This is a genomic window from Streptomyces sp. ISL-43 (genome assembly GCF_018614195.1).
GTDB lineage: Bacteria > Actinomycetota > Actinomycetes > Streptomycetales > Streptomycetaceae > Streptomyces.
Window position 1 is genome coordinate 1 of the sequence record NZ_JAGGOT010000019.1, and the last position, 15,284, is coordinate 15,284.

Consider the following 15,284-nt stretch of genomic DNA (forward strand, 5'->3'; position numbering starts at 1 on the left):
TCAGAACCAGTTGATGGTGAGGGGGAAGGTGGTGTTGGCGGTGGCTCCGGTGGAGTCGGTGGCGGTGGCGGTGAGCTGGATGGTGCCACTGGCCCACGGTTTGCCGGTGATGCGTCCGGTGGCGGCGTCGAGGGTCAGGCCCCAGGGAAGGCCGGTGGCGGCGTAGCGGACGGGGGGCTTTCCTCCGGTGGTGGTGAGCTGGATGGTGCAGCTCTGGTTGAACTTGCAGGTCTGCGGGCCCGGGTTGGCCAGTTTCAGATCACCCGGAGTAGGTGTAGGCGTAGGAGTAGGCGTAGGAGTGGGCGTAGGCGTCGGGGTGGGGGTAGGGGTGGGCGTCGGGGTCGGCGTGCCGCCACAGCCCGGGGTGGCCTCCGGGGGCAGCGGAACGCGCCAGATCTGGGTGTCGTTCTCCGACCCGACGAGCAGACTGGTGCAGTCGGCGTACGTCACCGTCTCGCCCTGCGACTGCGCGGGGAGGGCGACGTCCGCGAGCTTGGTGCCCGCGGTGTCGTACACCGAGGCCGTGTTGGCGCCCAGCGGCCCGCCGCTGCGCAGCGTGTACGAGGCACCCGACGGCGAGAACGCCCCGTCGGTGGCGAAGACCGGGCCCGGCCGGACCGCGGTGAGGGTGTTGAGCTGCCCGGACACCGGCGGCAGCGGGGCCTGGTACAACTGGCCGGCCGCTCCGAAGAGTTTGCTCGCGATGTAGATCCGGCCGGTGCCGGGGTCGGCGAGCAGGGACTCCGCGTCGTGTTTGCCGTCGGCGTAGGCGAAGCGGTACGTCGTGGGCGTCACCGTGGAGTTGGCGAGCTGATCGGGCTCCGCGAAGGAGTGCACGGTGATCTCGGCGCGGCCGCCGAAGTTGTCGCCGATGTCGCCGACCAGGATCGTGGGGCCGCCGGCGGCGTCCTTGCCGATGGCCAGCGCTTCCCAGTCGGTGTTGCCCACTCCGGAGACCGTGAGCGTGGCCAGGAGCCGGGCGGTGGCGCCGTTGCAGTCGATGGCGAAGACCTGGTTGGTGTTGCCGCTGTCGTTGACGGCGTAGAAGACGCCAGGGTGTTTGCGGCTCATGGCGAGGCCGCTGAGCTCGGCCAGGCCCCCCGGGAGGGTGCACTTGCGCTCGGGGGCCAGGGCTGAGCCGGCCAGGGGTGCGGCCGCGGCCGTGGCGGGGGCGGCGCTGGCGGAGGACCCGGCCAGCCAGGCAGCGGCCGGCAGGATCGTGGCGAGCACCGCGGTGGCGAGGGCGGCAGCCTGTGGGGGTGTCAGGAGTAGTCGGGACATGCCCACCATGTGATGGGACGTCAGGTCGAGGCGCCAGGGTCAACCACCTGCCGTTCGAGCATCGTTCAATGCCGGACGGGCATGTCTTGGCGCCGCAAGGCGTCTTCCGCTCGGCGCGGTCCATTTTGGCGCGAACAGTTCAGCGGGCCGGCTCCCGCAGGGGCGAGTTGTGCCGGGCGTGCGCGATGAAGGCGCGGGCCGCGCGGCTCAGCGGCCGCCGGGCGTGCGCGATGCCCACGGGGCGCAGCAGGGGCGGTGTGAAGGAGCGGATCTCCGCCCTGCTGCCGAAGGCCCTCGCCACCACGTCGCGGTACCAGATGAGGGAGCCGCGGCCGTCGGTCACGCCCGTCACCCAGGCGAGGCGCTCGTCCACCTCGAGGCAGGGCACCGGGCGCACGCCCAGGCAGCTGAACATGGCCTCCATCTCGGTGCGCCGACCGGTCCCAGGGGTGGGCAGCACCATCGGCAGTCCGTCGAGGGCGCGCAGCGGCAGCGGGTCGGGCAGGGGTGAGCCGATCGGGGAGATGAGCACCACCTCGCGCTCCTGGATGTGGTGGGTGGAGAGCTCCTTGTCGACCGGCAGGTCGACGAGTGCCAACTCGGCTCGGCCCTGGCCCAGTTCCTGGACCAGGGCCTCGCGGCTGTCGTACTGCTGGAGCTTGACGTCGATGCCGGGGTGCCGCTCGGTGAAGGCCGGAACCAGCTCGGAGGCCAGGTCGAGGGCCAGGGTGGGAGTGGTGACGAGGACGAGCGTGGCCCGGCTGCCCTTGCCGTGCGGTGCCCCGATGTCGTCGATCGCGTCCACCGCGTCGAGCACGGTGCGGGCCAGCCGGACGACCCGGGCCCCTTCCGGCGTGAGGTCCACCCCCCTTCCCCGGCGGGCGAGGAGTTCGACGCCGAGGTCGCGCTCCATGGCCTGGACGGCCCGGGACAGCGCGGACTGGGCGACGAAGACCGAGGCGGCCGCGCTGGTGATGGAGCGGCAGTCGGCGACGGCGACGAGGTAGCGGAGCTGCGCGAGGGTGGGCGTCATGACCGGACGGTAACCGCGCATGCGTGCACCTGTAAGACCATGTCGGGTTAACAACTCCCCGAGTTCGCAAAGGGGTTCATGCTGGACGGGTGGCAAGCCATACCCATGCGGCATGACACCGCCCGGTTGCGGTACGTCGGCCCGCGCCCCGGGTCGGGCCGCTCGGGCCGCAACACCGCAGGTCACCGCGGTGCGAGGACTGCGCGGACGGGGTCGCCGGGGGGCCGCCCGAGCGGGCCGTGAGTGCCGGCGGAGGGAAGCAACGTATTCCGGGTGGCCGTTGACAGTGCGGGGCCGCCACCGCACGATGCATCCCGGCGTCAGGGAATTTGACCACCGTTCAACCCTGCCTCGGCGGATCACCCGGCCGATTCGCGCGTCGCACACCTCGGCTCCGACCCGGCGGGTGCTCGCCCGCCGCTCTCCCCCCGTCTTCCGCCATGCACTCGGCCATGTCACAAAGCACTGGAAGAGGAGCGCCCGTGTCCCCCCAGCCCGAGCCGTCCCCGCAGCCTCCGCATCCCCTTCCGCCACGGCGGCCCACGCAGGCGTCACGGCCCCCGCAGCCTCCGCCGTCCCCGCAGGCACCACGGTCTCCGCAGGCACCACGGTCTCCGCAGTCCTCGCAGTCCTCGCAGTCCCCGCCGGTCCGGGAGCCCGGCGGACCCGCCGCGGCCGACCGCGAGCTGGTCGTCGCGGTCAGTCCGTTCGAGGAGCCCAACCCGCGGATCGTCATCGCCGCCGAGCGCGCCGGAGCCCTCGGCCTGCTGGACCTCGGCCGCGACGAAGGGCTCGCGCGGCGCGGTTTCGCCGAGCTCGCCCGCCGCCTCGGCGGGGGCCGCTACGGCGTACGGGTGCCCGTGGGATGCCCGATCGGGCCGGGGAGGCTGCCGGGCGGGGTGGACACGGTCCTCCTCGCCGACCCCGCGTCGCACACCCCGGAGCTGGTCGCGGGCTGGGCGGCGGCCGAGGGGCGGCCGCGTGTATGGGCCGAGGTCACCGATCCGGCGCAGGCCCTGGCGGCGGTGGCCGCCGGGGTGGACGCGCTCGTCGCCAAGGGGCACGAGGCCGGCGGCCGGGTGGGCGGGGCGACCACCTTCGTCCTGCTCCAACAGCTGCTCGCAGACCCCGCGATCGGGGTGCCCGTACGGGCCTTCGGCGGGATCGGGCCGCACACGGCGGCCGCGGCCGTCGCGGGCGGAGCCTGCGGGGTGCTGGTCGACGTACAACTGGCCCTCACCCCCGAGGGCGAGGCCGCGCTGCCCTCCGAGGTGGCCGCCGCGCTGCGGGCCATGGACGGTTCCGAGACCAGGCTCGTGGAGGGCCACCGGGTGTACGCCCGACCCGACTTGACCCCGCCCGAGGGGCCGGCCGCCACCCTGCTCGGCGCCCGGGACCTGCGGACGCAGCTGCTCCCGGTCGGGCAGGACGGGGCCTCCGCGGCCCGGCTGGCCGCGCGCCACCGGACGACCGGGGGTGTCCTGCAGGGCATCCGGGCAGCCGTCACGGGACATCTGGAGGCCGCCGTACGGGCCCGGCCGCTGGGGAGCGGCCGCGGCCCGGGGCAGCCGCTCCCCGTCGCGCAGGGGCCGATGACCCGGGTGAGCGACCAGGCGGCCTTCGCCGAAGCGGTCGCGGCCGAGGGCGGAGTCCCCTACCTGGCGCTCGCCGTGATGGAGGGACCGGAGGTGCGCCGGCTCCTCGCCGAGGCCGCCGAGCGGCTCGGAGACCGGCCCTGGGGCGTGGGACTGCTCGGCTTCGCCCCGGCCGAACTGCGGGCGGAGCAGCTGGCGGCCGTGGCCGAGGTGCGCCCCCCGTACGCGATCATCGCGGGCGGTACGCCGGGGCAGGCGGCCCCGCTGGAGGCGGCCGGGATCCGGACCCATCTGCACGTGCCCTCGCCGGGGCTGCTGGAGCGCTATCTCGCCGAGGGGGCGCGTCGGTTCGTGTTCGAGGGGCTGGAGTGCGGAGGCCACGTCGGGCCGCGCGCCTCGTTCCCGCTGTGGGAGGAGCAGATCGAGCTGCTGCTGGCGTGCCCCGAACCGGCCGCATTGGACGTGCTGTTCGCCGGCGGCATCCACGACGAACGCTCCGCCGCGATGGCGGCGGCGGCCGCGGCGCCACTGGCCGAACGCGGCGCGCGGATCGGGGTGCTCATGGGCACCGCCTACCTGTTCACGGACGAGGCGGTGGCCGCGGGCGCGGTGCTGCCCCGCTTCCAGCGCGCGGCGATGGAATGCGCGGACACCGTGCTGCTGCACACCGCGCCCGGGCACGCCACGCGGTGTGCGGCCACCCCGTACGTCGACACCTTCGAGGCGACCCGGCGGCGGCTCCAGGACGGCGGCGCCGAACCGCGCGAGGTGTGGGAGGAGCTGGAACGGCTCAACCTGGGACGGCTGCGCATCGCCAGCAAGGGGCTGCGGCGCGCTGCGGGCGGCTCCGGGCTGGAGCCCGTGGACGAGGAACAGCAGGACGCCGAGGGGCTGTTCATGCTCGGCCAGGCCGCCACGCTGCGCTCCGCGACCACCACGATCGCCGCGCTGCACGCGCAGGTCACCGAGGGCGCGACCGAGCTGCTCCGGCGGCGGGCCCAGGAGCTCAGCGCGCCCACGGGCGGCGCGGCGGCGCCCGAGCCGCTGGACATCGCCATCGTCGGCATGGCGTGCGCCTACCCCGGAGCACCGGACCTCGCCGCCTACTGGGCACGGATCCTGGCCGGGACCGACGCGGTGACCGAGGTGCCGGCCGAGCGCTGGGACCCGGCGCTCTACTTCGACCCCGACCCGGCGCGGGCCGGCGAGCGGACCCCGTCCCGGTGGGGCGGCTTCCTCGGCCCGATGCCCTTCGACGCCCTGGCGCACGGCATCCCGCCGGCCTCGCTGGCCGGGATCGAACCGGTGCAGCTGCTGGCCCTGGAGATCTCCGCACGGGCCCTTGCGGACGCCGGGTACGACAAGGACCGGGAGTTCGACCGGTCCCGGACCTCGGTGGTCTTCGGCGCCGAGGCCGGTACCGAACTGGCGGGCGCGTACGGCCTGCGCGCGCTGCACCCCGCCTATCTGGGCGAGCTCCCCGCCGAGCTCGACGAGCAGCTGCCGCGGCTCACCGAGGACTCCTTCCCCGGGGTGCTCGCCAACGTCATCGCGGGCCGGGTCGCCAACCGGCTGGACCTCGGCGGCGCGAACTGCACGGTCGACGCCGCCTGCGCCTCCTCGCTGGCCGCCCTCGACCTCGCCTGCCGCCAACTGGGCGCCGGGGACAGCGACATGGTGCTGTGCGGCGGCGCCGACGTCCACAACGGCATCAACGACTACCTGCTGTTCTCCTCCGTCCGCGCGCTGTCCCCCGGTGGCCGCTGCCGGCCCTTCGACGCGGCCGCCGACGGAATCGCCCTCGGGGAGGGTGTGGGAGCTCTCGTACTGAAGCGCCTCGCGGACGCGGAGCGGGACGGCGACCGGGTGTACGCCGTGATCAAGGGGGTCGGGGCCTCCAGCGACGGACGGTCCCTCGGCCTGACCGCGCCCCGGCCGGAAGGACAGCGGCGGGCGCTGGAACGGGCCTACGCCCGGGCCGGCGTCAGCCCCGGCGAAGTCGGCCTGGTCGAGGCGCACGGCACCGGCACGGTCGTCGGGGACAGCACCGAACTCGCGGTGCTGAGCCGACTGTTCACCGAGTCGGGTGCCGCTCCGGGGACCTGTGCGCTGGGGTCGGTGAAATCGCAGATCGGGCACACCAAGTGCGCGGCCGGGCTGGCCGGACTGATCAAGGCGGCCCGGGCCGTCCACTCGGGCGTACGGCCGCCGACCCTGCACATCGACGGCCCGGTCCCGGCCTGGCAGGCGGAAACCAGCCCGTTCTTCTTCGACGCGCAGGCCCGGCCGTGGGCGGCGCCCCCGCAGCGGCGGATCGCGGGCGTGAGCGCCTTCGGCTTCGGCGGCACGAACTACCACGCCGTGCTGAGCGGTTACGCCGGGTCCGAGGAGCCCCGGCACGGGCTGGAGGAATGGCCGGCCGAGCTGTTCTGCTTCCGCGGCGCGGACCGGCGCGCGGCCGGCCGGGCGATGGCGCGGCTGGCCGCCAGGCTGGAGGAGAACGACGCGGCCGGGCGGCCGTGGGCGCTGCGGGACCTCGCGGCGGAGGTCGCGGCCGATTCCGGCGCCGTTCGGGTCGCGGTCGTGGCCGCCGGCCTGGACGAGCTGGCCGCCCGGCTGGAGCGGGCGCGGGCCTTCGCCCCGGGCGCGGGGGTCCACGTACGGGAGGAGTCGGCGGATCCGGGTCAGGTCGCCTTCCTGTTCCCCGGGCAGGGCAGCCAACGACCCGGCATGCTCGGGGAGTTGTTCGCGGCGTTCCCCGCCCTGCGGGAACTGCTGGAGGCGGCGCCGGGCGATGTGGCCTCCGCGATGTTCCCCCCGGCGGCCTTCACTTCGCAGCAGCGGGCCGCACAGCGGGCCGCGGTCACCGACACCCGGGTGGCCCAGCCCGCCCTGGGCCTGGCCGGCTCTGCGGCGCACCTGCTGCTCGGGACCCTGGGCGTCCGGCCGGACTGCGTGGCCGGGCACTCGTACGGTGAGCTCGCCGCGCTGTGGGCGGCCGGGGTCTGGGACACCGAGAGCCTGCTACGGCTGAGCGCGCGCCGGGCCGAGGCCATCCTGGCGGCCGCCGGGGCGGATCCCGGGTCGATGGCGGCGGTGGCGGCCGCGCCGGAGGAGGTGCGGCCGATCGCCGAGCGCTCCGGCTGCGTGGTGGCGAACCACAACGCCCCCCGGCAGTGCGTGATCTCGGGGCCGGCCGCCGCCGTGTCCGAGGCCGTGGCGGCGCTGCGGGAGGCGGGCCTGTCGGCGGATCCGATCCCGGTGGCCTGCGCGTTCCACAGCGAGGTGGTGGCGGGCGCGTCGACGGCCCTCGCCGAGGAGCTGGCCGGGACGGCGCTGGCCGACGCCGCCGTCCCGGTCTGGTCGAACACGACGGCCGGCCCGTACCCGGAGTCCGCCGAGGAGGTACGAGGTCTGGTGGCCCGTCAGGTCGCCGAGCCGGTCCGGTTCGTGGAGCAGGTGGAGAACATGTATGCCGCCGGGGTCCGGACCTTCGTGGAGGCGGGGCCGGGCCGCGTCCTGTCCGGTCTCGTCGGCCGCATCCTGCACGACCGGCCGCACACCGTGATCCCGCTGGACGTACCGGGGGAGCACGGGCTGGTCCGGCTGGTCACCGCGCTGGCCGAACTGACGGCGGCGGGCGTGTCCGTGGCGCCGGAGGCGCTGTTCCGCGGCCGTACCTCCCGGCTCCCCGAGCGCGCACCGCGGCGCCCGGGCTGGCTGGTGGACGGCCACCTGGTCCGCACGTCCGACGGCGCCCCCGTCGCCGGCGGCCTCCGCCCGGCCCGCCGGATCTCCACGGCGGTGTCCGCGGCCGCGGTCCCCGCTCCGGCCGCCGAGCGGGTGAACGGCCACGGGGCTTCGGCCCCCGGAGGCCTCCGGTTCGCGGCAGCACAAGACATGGGAGGACATCAGATGGTCCAGGCCACGCAGGGCGACCCGGCCGGAGGCCCCTGGCCTCCGGCCACCGAAGGGGTGCCGGGCTCTTTCGCGAGCCAGGCCGCCGGCGACGGCCCGGCGGGAGGCTCCGCGCCGGTGGGGGGCCCTGCCGTCGGGTGGGTGGGCGGCCACCCGATCCAAGGCGAAGACCGCACGCCGGCCGCCGGCGGCCACCAGCCCGGTGCTGTCGACGGCCGTGAGCAGGTGGTCCTGGAGTACCTGCGCGGCTCGCGCGAACTGGTCCAGGCGCAGCGTGACGTCCTGCTGGGCTGGCTGGGCTCGGCGGCGCCGGTCGCGACACGGCCCTGGGCGGGCGCGGACCCGGTCGCGACGCGGACCCCGGCCGGTGCGGCCCCGCTGTCGGCCCTTGCCGCCCCGCTTCCCGCTCTCGCCGCCGGGTCGGGCCCGTGGGCGCCCGCAAGCGAAGCCAGGGGCCCTGCTCCGGGCTTGGGGCTCCCGCAGTACGCCGCCGGCCAAGGCCCTGCGGCCGGACCGGACGGCCGGGGCATGCCGGGAGGCGCCGGCGGCTCGTGGTCGACGGCTTACGGCGTGGCTCCGGCGGGCGCGGATGACGGGCTCGGGGGATCCGGCACCTGGCCGCCGGCTTCGGGGGGCGCGGCCCCGGACGCGGCACTGCCCGGGGGCGCCCACCCCGGAGCCGTTCCGGCCGACGCGGCGACACCGCCCGGTGGCGCCCACCGGTCCCCAGAGGAGGTGATGGACGTGATCGTGGAGATCGTCCACACCCGGACCGGATACCCGCGGGACATGCTCGATCCCGAGCTGGACCTGGAGGCGGACCTGTCCATCGACTCCATCAAGCGGGTCGAGATCATCGGCGCCCTGGCCGACCGGATCGGTCTCCCGCAGGACCCGGGCGGCTCCGCCGAGTCCGCGGTAGAGGAGCTGTCCCGCATCAAGACCCTGCGCGGCATCGTCGACTGGGTCACCGCCCACACCGCGCCCCCGGCCGCCACCGGGGCCCCTGCGGGCGACCCGCAGCCCGCCACGGCCGCGGCCGCGGTCAGCCGCCTGCGCGTCGACCTGCTGCCCCTGTCCGCTGCGCCCGCGAACCCGGAGGCCCTGCGCGGCCTGCGGATCGGCCTCGTCGGGGACGGCCAGGGCGTCGCACCGGCGCTCACCGGGGCCCTGCGGGCCCAGGGAGCGGACGTACGGGAACTCGCCGAAGCGGATGCCGGGTTCGACGCGGTCCTCGATCTGTCCGCCCTGCGGCCGGGCACGGCGCCCGTCCTGCCCGAGGCCTTTCCCGGGCTGCAGCGGGCCCTGACCGGCGGTGTACGACGGCTCCTCCTCGTCACCGCGCACGGTGGCACCCCCGGAGCCGGTCTGCACGGCTTCGCCCGCAGCGCCGCCCTCGAATTCCCCGGAAGTCTGATCCGCGCGGTGGACGTCCACCCCAAAGAGGACCCCGAGCGGATCACGGCGCAGCTCCTCGCCGAGCTGAGCTGTGAGCTCCCCGTGCCCGCCGCGGCCTCCGGCTCCTTCGAGGACCACGGAGCCGCCGACGGCCCCGCCTCCGTCGGGTACAGCGCCGAGGGCGTACGGGTCACCCGCCGGCCCGTGCCCGCGCCGCTCGCTCCCGCCGGCGGACCCCCGCCGCTCGACGCGGGCTCCGTGGTCCTGCTCACGGGCGGGGCCCGCGGGATCACCGCCAGGACCGCCCTCGCACTGGCCCGGGCCACCGGATGCCACGTAGAGCTGATGGGACGTACGCCGCAACCCCCGTCCGAAGCCGATGAGTTCGGGCACGCCACCGACCGGGTCGCCCTGCGCGCGGCCCTGATCGCCACCGGTCTGCGCACCCCCGCGGAGATCGAGGCGGCGGCCTCGCGGATCCTCGCCGAGCGCGAGGTGCGGGCCACCCTGTCGGCCCTCGCCGCCGTGGCCGCCTCCGTCCGGTACCACTGCGCGGACGTCACGGACGAGCAGGCGGTACGGGCCGTCGTGGCCGGCGTACGGGAACGGCACGGCCGGCTGGACGGCATCGTGCACGGAGCCGGGACCTTGAGCGACGGGCTGCTCCGCGACAAGCAACCGGCCGCATTCGCCGAGGTGTTCACCACGAAGGTGGCCGGCGCCCGCCACCTGGCCGCCGCGGCGGCCGAGCACGGAACGGCGCCCGCACCCCGGTTCCTCGCGCTGTTCGGCAGCGTGGCCGGGGTGTACGGAAACCGGGGCCAGAGCGACTACGCCGCCGCCAACGACGCCCTCGACGGCCTCGCCCACACCTGGGCGGAGTCCTTCCCGGGCCGGGTGCTGTCCGTCGACTGGGGCCCCTGGGCCGCGGAGGCGGGCGGGATGGTCAGCCCCGAACTGGCCCGTGCGTACGCCCGCCGCGGCATCCCGCTCATCGAACCGGACGCGGGTGCCGCCGCGTTCCTCGCGGAACTCGCGCACGGGAGCGACGTGCAGGTGGTCTTGATGGCCGAGGGACGTGAGGAGCGTGGCTGACCGGCGGCGACAGCGCGGCCCCCGGCCGACCGACGCGGCGATCGTCGGGATGGGCGCGGTGTTCCCGGGCGCCGCGGACCTGGCCTCGTACCGCCGCAACCTCCTCGCCGGTACGGACTGCATAGGCGACGTGCCGCCCGGGCGCTGGGACCCCGAGGTGTACTACGACCCGGACGGTGCCACCGGACCGGTGGCCGGCGACCGGTTCTACTGCCGGCGCGGCGGCTTCGTGGACGGGCTCGCGGCCTTCGACCCGACCCGGTTCGGGATCATGCCGGCCGCCGTGGAAGGGGCCGAACCGGACCAGATGCTGGCCCTGCACGCGACGGCGGAGGCGATCGCCGACGCGGGCGGCGACGCCCGCCTGCCGGCCGACCGCTCCCGGATCGGGGTGGTGCTGGGGCGCGGCGGGTTCATGGGCGTGGCCACCGCGCGGCTCGACCAACGCGTCCGCACAGCACATCAGTTGGCGCAGACCCTGCGGGAACTCGCGCCCGAGCTGGGCGAGCGGCGGATCGCGGCGGTGCGCTCGGCGTTCCAGGACGCCCTGGGTCCCGAGCGGCCGGAAGCGTCGATCGGACTGGTGCCGAGCTTCACCGCCGCGCGGACCGCGAACCGGCTGGACTTCCGGGGCCCCGCCTACACCCTGGACGCGGCCTGTGCCTCCTCGCTGCTGGCGGTCGACCAGGCGGTGGGGCTGCTGGCCGGCGGGCGCTGCGACGCGGTGGTCGCGGGGGCCGTGCACCACTGCCACATCGCCACCCTGTGGAGCGTGTTCACGCAGCTGCGGGCCCTGAGCCCCAGCGAGCGCATCCGGCCCTTCGACCGGCGGGCCGACGGGACCCTCTTGTCCGAGGGCACCGGTGTGGTGCTGCTGAAACGGCTGGCGGACGCGGAGCGGGACGGCGACCGGATCTACGCGGTGATCCGCGGCACGGGCGTGGCCGGGGACGGCAAGGCGGCGAGCCTGATGAGCCCGCTCGTCGCGGGTCAGGTGCGGGCGCTGGAACGGGCCTGGCGGGAAGCGGGTCTGGACCCGCGGGCGCCCGGCGCGCTGGGACTGCTGGAAGCGCACGGTACCGGGACCCCGGTCGGGGACGCGGCCGAACTGGACACGCTGGCCCAGGTGTTCGGAGCCCCGGGGGAGGCCGCCCGACGCGGGACCGGACGCGGGACCGGACGCGGGACCGGACACGGTGCCGGAGACGGGATCGGCGACGGGACCGGCGACGGGATCGGCTTCGGCTCGGTCAAGTCCATGCTCGGCCACACCATGCAGGCCTCCGGCATGGCCGGGCTGATCAAGGCGGCCCTCGCGGTCTACGAGGGGGTGCTCCCGCCGACGCTGCACCTGGAGGAGCCGCACCAGGACCTGGCGCGGACCCGGATGCGGCCGGTGACGACGGCCCGCCCGTGGGAACGCGGGCCGGCTCCGCGCCGGGCGGGGGTCAACGCGTTCGGCTTCGGCGGGATCAACGCCCACGTCGTGCTGGAGGAGGCGCCCGGCGCCGTGCACCGGGCCGCGCCCGTACGCCGGTTCCTGCCCCTGGGCGGCTCGGCCGCGCCGGTGGGGGCGGACGCGGAGGCGCGGGAGGACGTACTCCTGATGGAGGCGGCCGACGCGACGGAGCTGTCGGTCCGGCTGGCGAGCGGCTCCCCGGCATCCGGGGGCGAAGGGCCGTGCCGGCTCGCCGTGGTGGGGCCGACGCCCCAGCGGCTCGCGCTGGCCGCCAAGGTGGTGGCGCGCGGCCGGGCTTGGCGCGGGCGCGGCGACGTGTGGTTCGCACCGGAGCCGCTGGGCGGCCGGGTGGCGTTCCTGTTCCCGGGCCTGGAGCCGGAGTTCACCCCGGCCCTGGACGACGTGGCGGACCGGCTCGGGCTGGAGCGACCCCCGCTGAGCCGGGGCGGTGAGCTGATGGAACGGGCCCTGGACGCGATCGCGACGGGCCGGTTCTTCGCCCGGGTCCTGCCGGAACTCGGCGTCGACGCCGATGTGCTGGCGGGCCACAGCCTGGGGGAGTGGGCGGCGATGGTCACGGCCGGGATGTATCCGCAGGACGCGGCCGACACCTTCCTGGACTCGCTGCGCCCGGGGTCGCTGAAGGTCCCGGATCTGGTCTACGCGGCCCTGGGATGCGGGACCCGGCGGGCTGAGGCGGCGCTCCACGGCCTGGACGAGGTGGTGGTCAGCCACGACAACTGCCCGCACCAGTCGGTGATATGCGGGGAGCCCGCCCAAGTGGCCTCCGCTCTCGCCCGCTTGAGGGCCGAGGGAGTGCTCGGCCAGGAGCTCCCCTTCCGTTCCGGCTTCCACACCCCGATGTGGGAGCCCTACCTCGGTCAGGTACGCGCCGCCTTCGCCAGGCTGCCGCTGCGGCCGGGCACCCTGCCCCTCTGGTCGGCGACCACATGCGCGCCGTTCCCCCCGGCCCCGGACGACGTGCGGTCGCTCGTGGTCCGACATCTCCTGGAGCCGGTCCGGTTCCGCGAGCTGACGCTCCGGTTGTACGAGGACGCGGGCGTCCGCAGCTTCGTCACGCTGGGCCCGGGCAGCCTTCCGGGCTTCGTCGAGGACACCCTGCGCGAGCGCCCCCACCTCTCGGTGTCGGCCTCCTCCCCCCGCCTCACGGGCCTCGCCGCCCTCCGGCGCACCTGCGCGGCCCTGTGGACCGAGGGGCACGCCCCGCGCTGGGACCGGCTGTCATCGGCGGAGCAGGACGGCACCGGCCGGACGGCCGCCGCACCGGCCGCACCGTCGGCCCCGCCCGCCCCGCCCGCCCCGTCCGCCCCGTCCGCACCCGGGCGTACCGTGCCCCTGGATCTCGGGTCGCCGCTGGTCCGTCTCGGCGAGGCGGCGCGGACGGCCCTGGGCGGCCTCCTGCCCGCTGCAGGCACCCCGTCCCCGGCGGCCCCGCCCCCAGCGCCGGCGGCCACGGGATCGCGGCCGGTCCTGCTCTCCGCCCTGGACGAGGTCCTCACCGACACCGCCCCGGCCGCCCGGGCCGTCAGCGGGGCCCGGCCGGCCGCGAGCCCGCCGCCGGCGGCGGGTCCCGCGATGCCCAGCGGGGCGCCGGGCCCGGGCGGGGCCGCCGGGAAGCAGACCCTGCGGCTCTCGCTGGCCGCGCTGCCCTACGTACGGGACCACTGCGTGTACCTGCAGCCCGAAAGGTGGGCCGAGGAATCCGACTGGTTCCCCGTCGTGCCCATGACGACCATGCTGGAGCTGGCCGCCGAGGCAGCACTGCGCCATGCCCCGCCCGGCCTGGCCGTCACCGGCTACGACCGGGTACGGGCCCTGCGGTGGCTCCCCGTCGAACCGGCCCTCGACGTCGAGGTCACCGTGCGGGCCGACGGGCCCGGCCGGATGCGCGTCGTCCTCGGGGAGTACGCCGACGTGGTCGTACTCCTCGGCGAGCGGTACGGGCGCCTGCCCGGGCCCGATCCCACGCCCCTGCACGACCCGCGGCCGGCCCCCGTCAGCGCCGCGGCGCTCTACCGGGACCGCTGGATGTTCCACGGCCCCCGCTTCGCCGGGGTGCACGAGGTGCGGGCCGTCGGCTCGGACGGCATCCGCGGGGTGCTGCGGGCACTGCCCGACCCCGGGGCGCTGCTCGACGCCGCCGGGCAGCTGTTCGGGCACTGGATGCAGCTGCGGCTCCCGGTGGACCGCCTGGTGTTCCCGGCCACCGTCGACCGCATCCGGTTCTCCGGGCCCCCGCCCGCCCCGCACGAGCTCGTCGCCGCCACGGCCCGGATCCGGGAGGTGCGCGACGTCACCGTGCGCGGTGACATCGAGCTGTGCCGGGCCGACGGCGAGGTGTGGGCCCGGATCGACGGCTGGACGTACCGCCGCTTCGGGGCGGACGAGCGGGTCTGGCCGATGAAGTTCACCCCGGAGGTCTGCGGCATCGGCGAACCCCAGCCCGCGGGCTGGTGCCTGGCCCGGCGCCGCTGGACCGACCCCGCCTCGCAGGAGCTGGTCATGCGCCGCTACCTCGGCGCCGCCGAGCGCGCGGCGTACGAGCGGCTGGCGCCGCGTGCCCGGGCGCCCTGGCTGCTGGGCCGGATCGCCGCCAAGGACGCGCTGCGGCAACTGCTGTGGGACGGCGGAGCCGGGCCGGTCTTCCCGGTGGAGGTGCCGGTCGCCAACGACCCGGCCGGCCGGCCCGTCGCCGAGGGCGTCCTGGCCCGGGGGATCCGGCTGACGATCGCCCACAAGGACCGGATCGCGGTCGCCCTCGCCCACCGCGACCAGCCGGTCGGCATCGACGTGGAGCCCGTCACCACCGACCCGGACGCACTGATCCGCATCGCGCTCACACCGGACGAACTCGGCCTCGCCGAACGGCTGGCAGCCCACGAGGGCACCGGCCTGCCGGCCGCGCTCACGGCGCTGTGGTGCGCCAAGGAGGCGGCGGCCAAGGCGGCGGGAACCGGACTCGGCGGCCGGCCGCGCGACTGGCGGGCGGCCGGCGACCCGGGCTCCGGCCGACTGCGGGTGCTGTCCCCGGACGGACACCCGTACCCGATCCGCACCACCCTGCTCGCGGACGCGCCACCCGACCACATCGTCGCCTGGACCGACCGTCCCGCGGCTCCGTCCCCCGCCCCCTTCCACCTCACGGAGACCAGTCATGGCAGCTGACATCCTCGCCGAGATCACGGGCATGCTCGTGGAGATCGTCGGTGACGAGTTCCTCCTCGCGGACGAGGTCACGATGAAGACGACGTTCAACGAGGACCTCGCCCTGGAGAGCATCGAGTTCGTCGCCCTCGCCGAACTGCTCCACCACCGCTACGGCGCCGAAGTGGACCTGATGGGCTTCCTGTCCGAGAAGGACATGGACGCCATCCTCGCGATGTCCGTCGGCGAACTCGTCACGCACATCGGCTGGATCACGCACGCCTCCCTCGCCCGGGTCTCGGCCGCCACGGCCGCCGCGCCCGCGTCGGAGGGCTGATCC

The 15,284-nt window shown here is 75.9% G+C and carries 5 protein-coding genes; 3 read left to right on the forward strand and 2 right to left on the reverse strand.

The window, feature by feature from the left end; translation table 11 throughout:
• Positions 1-1,281, reverse strand: a complete 1,281-nt coding sequence (locus tag J7F03_RS40940; protein WP_251071752.1) for an Ig domain-containing protein — start codon at positions 1,279-1,281, stop codon at positions 1-3.
• Positions 1,282-1,420: 139 nt separating this feature from the next.
• Positions 1,421-2,314, reverse strand: coding sequence for a LysR family transcriptional regulator (locus tag J7F03_RS11190; RefSeq protein WP_214948566.1), 894 nt, complete (start codon positions 2,312-2,314; stop codon positions 1,421-1,423).
• 482 nt (positions 2,315-2,796) lie between these two features.
• Between J7F03_RS11190 and J7F03_RS40945 the strand changes: the two genes are divergently transcribed.
• From J7F03_RS40945 to J7F03_RS11210, 3 genes are read left to right on the forward strand one after another with little or no spacing between them, the layout of a single operon-like run.
• Positions 2,797-10,320, forward strand: coding sequence for an SDR family NAD(P)-dependent oxidoreductase (locus J7F03_RS40945; RefSeq protein ID WP_374104303.1), 7,524 nt, complete (start codon positions 2,797-2,799; stop codon positions 10,318-10,320).
• The gene (locus tag J7F03_RS11205; protein ID WP_308379351.1) at positions 10,313-14,965 is read left to right on the forward strand and encodes a polyketide synthase; all 4,653 of its coding nucleotides are present in this window, start codon (positions 10,313-10,315) and stop codon (positions 14,963-14,965) included. Before J7F03_RS40945 ends, J7F03_RS11205 begins: the two co-directional genes overlap by 8 nt.
• Positions 14,955-15,281 (forward strand): acyl carrier protein, encoded by a 327-nt coding sequence (locus J7F03_RS11210; RefSeq protein ID WP_214948567.1) that lies wholly within the window; start codon positions 14,955-14,957, stop codon positions 15,279-15,281. The genes J7F03_RS11205 and J7F03_RS11210 overlap by 11 nt, the downstream gene beginning before the upstream one ends.
• The last annotated feature ends 3 nt before the right edge of the window (positions 15,282-15,284 follow it).

Excerpts from the sequence above, each read along its gene's own strand:
- J7F03_RS40940 (WP_251071752.1), bottom strand. The coding sequence starts at position 1,281 with ATGTCCCGACTACTCCTGACACCCCCACAGGCTGCCGCCCTCGCCACC.
- J7F03_RS11190 (WP_214948566.1), bottom strand. The coding sequence starts at position 2,314 with ATGACGCCCACCCTCGCGCAGCTCCGCTACCTCGTCGCCGTCGCCGAC.
- J7F03_RS11210 (WP_214948567.1), top strand. The coding sequence starts at position 14,955 with ATGGCAGCTGACATCCTCGCCGAGATCACGGGCATGCTCGTGGAGATC.